The organism is Terriglobia bacterium (assembly GCA_036496425.1).
Lineage (GTDB): Bacteria > Acidobacteriota > Terriglobia > 20CM-2-55-15 > 20CM-2-55-15 > 20CM-2-55-15.
Genome location: DASXLG010000121.1, coordinates 1 through 3,941, shown reverse-complemented (window position 1 = coordinate 3,941; position 3,941 = coordinate 1). Strand labels below are relative to the sequence as shown.

The 3,941-nt window shown below is 56.1% G+C and carries 3 protein-coding genes; 2 read left to right on the top strand and 1 reads right to left on the bottom strand.

Annotated features, from left to right (window positions below):
- Positions 1 to 235 precede the first annotated feature (235 nt).
- Both htpG and VGK48_08390 read left to right on the top strand, forming a co-directional pair.
- Positions 236 to 2,101, top strand: coding sequence for a molecular chaperone HtpG (gene htpG / locus VGK48_08395; GenBank protein ID HEY2381189.1), 1,866 nt, complete (start codon positions 236 to 238; stop codon positions 2,099 to 2,101).
- A gap of 299 nt (positions 2,102 to 2,400) precedes the next feature.
- A complete protein-coding gene (locus VGK48_08390) occupies positions 2,401 to 3,495 on the top strand; it encodes a hypothetical protein (protein ID HEY2381188.1) in 1,095 nt (364 codons plus the stop codon).
- On the opposite strand, the gene VGK48_08385 is transcribed toward VGK48_08390, so the two are convergent.
- The coding region (locus VGK48_08385; GenBank protein ID HEY2381187.1) for an efflux RND transporter periplasmic adaptor subunit at positions 3,464 to 3,941 on the bottom strand (478 nt) is incomplete at its 5' end. The two genes, VGK48_08390 and VGK48_08385, sit on opposite strands and share 32 nt — an antisense overlap.

The window sequence follows — 3,941 nt, the reverse complement described above, 5'->3', positions numbered from 1 at the left end:
GCGGCATTTCCGCAGAATCATTGAGGAAGAACGCATTCGGATCGTCCAGATCGGGCGAAAGTTTTTCATCCTCGGCGCCGACTTCGAGCGTTGGCAGGCTGCAAAAAAAGCGAAACTATCTTGACGCTTTTCCATCAACTTGGTTGATGGACTAAAGAAATCGCGGCGGCCTTACTTCCCCCGTAGGGCCGCCCAGCCTTGAACCCACCCCGCCTGCCCCGCTACACTCATCTCCATGACAACAAACGTGGAAACCTTCCAGTTTCAGGCTGAAGCCCGTCAGGTGCTGGACCTGATGATTCACTCCCTTTATACGAACAAAGACATCTTCCTCAGAGAACTCATATCGAACGCTTCCGACGCCCTGGACCGCATCCGTTTTGAGGCGTTGAGCCGGCCCGACCTGATCGGAGCCGACGAAAAACTGGAGATCTGGCTCGAGAGCGACCCTAAAGAACGGACGCTGACCATCAGCGACAACGGCATCGGAATGAGCCGCGAGGAAGTCGTCGCGAATATCGGTACAATCGCGAAATCCGGCACCCGCGAGATGATGCAGGCGCTGCGGGAAAAGCATGAATCGTCCGAGACCTTAACGACATTGATCGGACAGTTCGGCGTCGGTTTCTATTCCGCATTCATGGTTGCCGATCGCGTAACCCTCGTCACACGAAGAGCCGGCGAGGATCGAGCCATCCAGTGGGAATCGGCCGGTGACGGAACATTCACGATCACCGACAGCAGCAAGTTCAGCCGCGGCACCTCGATCACCCTTCACCTCAAGAAGTTTGAAGAAGACGCGGAAATCGAGGATTTCACGAATAAATGGACGATTGAACAGATCGTTAAACGCTATTCGGACTTCGTCGCTTATCCGGTAATTTTCAAAGATAAGGAAGGGAAAGAGGCCGACAAGACCCTGAATTCCATGAAACCCATCTGGACGCGGCCGCGTTCGGAGGTCACGGACGAGGAATACAAGGAATTCTATAAACACATCTCGCACGACTGGAACGAGCCCATGGAGACGTGGTCGTTCCGCGCCGAAGGCCGTTCCGAATATCAGGCGTTGCTGTTCGTTCCTTCCGAAGCGCCTTTCGACCTGTTCTATGCGACCGGCAAGTTCGGCCTGCATCTGTTTGTCCGCCGCGTGCTGATCATGGAACGCTGCGAGGAGTTATTGCCTCCATACCTGCGTTTCATTCGCGGCGTGGTCGATTCCGCCGATCTCCCGCTCAACGTCTCGCGTCAGCGGCTTCAGGAAGACCGCCACATTGCCCAGATCCGGAAATGGCTGACGAAGAAAGTTCTCGATTCGCTCGAAGAAATGCAGCGCAAGGAGGCCGAGAAATACGTCACGCTTTGGAAGCAGTTCGGCCGGGTGCTGAAGGAAGGCGCGGGATTCGACTTTGATAACAAAGATAAGCTGGTGCCTCTGTTTTTATTTGAGTCGTCGAACGATCCGGAGAAGCTCACCAGCCTGAAGGACTATGCCGGCCGGATGAAATCCGATCAAACCGCGATCTACTACCTGACCGGCCCGTCGCGCCGCGCCGTCGAGCATTCGCCTCATCTTGAAGCGTTCCGGGAGAAGGGTTTCGAGGTCCTTTATATGGTGGACCCGGTCGACGAAATGTTCGTGCAATGGCAGACGGAATTCGACGGCAAGCCGATGAAGTCGATCGCGAAAGGGACGGCGGATCTGGGCGACGAGAAAAGCGTTGAGGAAAAGAAACCGGAATTCGAAAAGCTCACAGAGGCCCTGCAGAAGAAGCTCGACGATCGGGTGAAGGAAGTTCGCCTGTCGGCGCGGTTGACGTCGTCGCCGGCGTGCCTGGTGGTCTCAGAGCACGACGTCAGCCCGAATCTCGAGAAGATTCTCAGTCAGATGAAAGGCGAGGCGGCGAAGCAGAAGCGCATTCTCGAATTGAACCCGAACCACGAACTCATCGCCAAAATGCGGAACCACGTGGACGATGCCGCGCTGGATGATCTCGCTGAGGTTCTGTACGGATATGCGGTATTGGCGGAGGGCTCGGAGCTCCAGGATCCGCTGAAATTCAATCAGGCCCTGGTGCGGGTTCTGGCGAAAACGGTGTGATCTGAAAGAAGGAGACGGCACCATTCCCCTCCGTTTTCAAGGAGGGGCGCCCGAACGATCAAATCGTTAGAACGCGAGGGCGGGCGCGAAGCGCGAGCCCGACAGGGCGAAGCAGTAATAGTGGTTAGCAACGAACCGCGAAGCGCTCCTTATTTTGTTGATGGAATTTACGAACCGCCCCGTCTGCGCGCGAATCTGGGATCTTTGATGCGCGCAGCCACCCCGCCTTGGAAAGGCGGGGAATGGTGGTACAGCCGACTTAAGATTTGCGAAATTCAGGAACCATTTCACCCCGGACAGTGTCAAAGGAAAATGTGAACCGGCGCGTCGCTGTCATCGCTATTTCGCTAATACTGCTATCTCTCCTGACCGTTCGGGCGGAGAATACCGCCCCTTCCATCCCCGACGACATGTTCTGGCGCATGATTGCCGGATTCTCCGAGGAGGGCGGCACCTTCCGCTACGAGAACCTGCTTTCGAACGAAACCTCCTACCAGACCGTCATTCCCACGCTGAAGCAAACCCGCGATGCCCTGCAACAGCCCGGCGCCTACATCGGCGTCGGCCCCGAACAGAACTTCACCTACATTGCGGCACTCGAGCCGAAAGTCGCCTTCATTGTCGATATCCGGCGCCAGAACATGCTCGAACAGCTCATGTATAAGGCATTGTTTGAGACCTCGCGCAACAGAGTGGATTTCATCTCCAGGTTATTCTCACGCCGGCCCGGGACGCTGAACGACGATCTCCCGCTCGATCAGTTGTTCAAGTCCTTCTCTTCAGAAGATTGTGATCGCCAGATGCTGTCCCGGACGATGCAGGTTATCGAGGACCGGCTGATGAATGAACATGCCTTCCCGCTCAAAACAGCCGACCTGGCCGGGATGCAACACGTGCTGGAGACATTCTGTGCCGCCGGCCCGCAGATCGATTATGGCTTTGTGAATGCGCCCTCGAATCTCACGGCGCCAAGCTATGCCGAACTGATGACGGCGACAGACGGGAAAGGGCAGAACTGGAGCTATCTCGCGACTTCTGCAAACTTCGAGCGGATTCGCAAATTGCAGATGAACAATCGGATCGTGCCGCTGGTGGGGAATTTTGCAGGGAAGAAAGCGCTGCACGCAGTCGCGCAATTCTTAAAGATGAAAGACATCATCGTCACCGTATTCTATGTTTCGAATGTCGAGCAGTATCTGAACCCCAGCCAGGCCGACCTGTTTCGCTTAAACGTTGCGGCTCTGCCCATTCTTTCCACGAGCATGTTCATCCGTTTTGTTCCGCCCGAGTCCACTGTGCTGGAGCCGATCTCCGGCTTCCTGAAGAACCATCCGTCGCTGTTTCACCTGCTGGATTCCGGAATCAGCGAACATTCGCCATCAAGCGCACATTGACGAACTGATTCGGGAACAGGGCATCGTCTTTGTTGTCGAAGAGCGCCTTCAGCTTCACGGTCCCGGTTGTCTCGTCAATCTGGTTATCGGCCGCTACGAGCCGGCCCGTTGCGAGCCTTGCGCTATCGTCACGGCCCCAGGCCTCGACCGGTACCGCAGCGCCACTTCTGAGAAGAGCGAGCACCGGCTGCAAACTGTCTTCCGGTATGTTGAACAACACGGCGATCGGCTCCACTTGCGTAATAATGACAATCCCTTTCGTATCGGCGGCACGGACGATGTTGCCGAGATCAATCAGCCGCAGGCCGGCAACACCTGAAATCGGTGACCGAATATCCGTGTAAGCCAACTGCAGGTTCGCGTTCTCGATCTGGGCTTGATCGGCGTCGGCTTTAGCTTGGAGCTGCGCAATGGCAGAGACATCCTGCCGATCCCTCGCCGCCTCG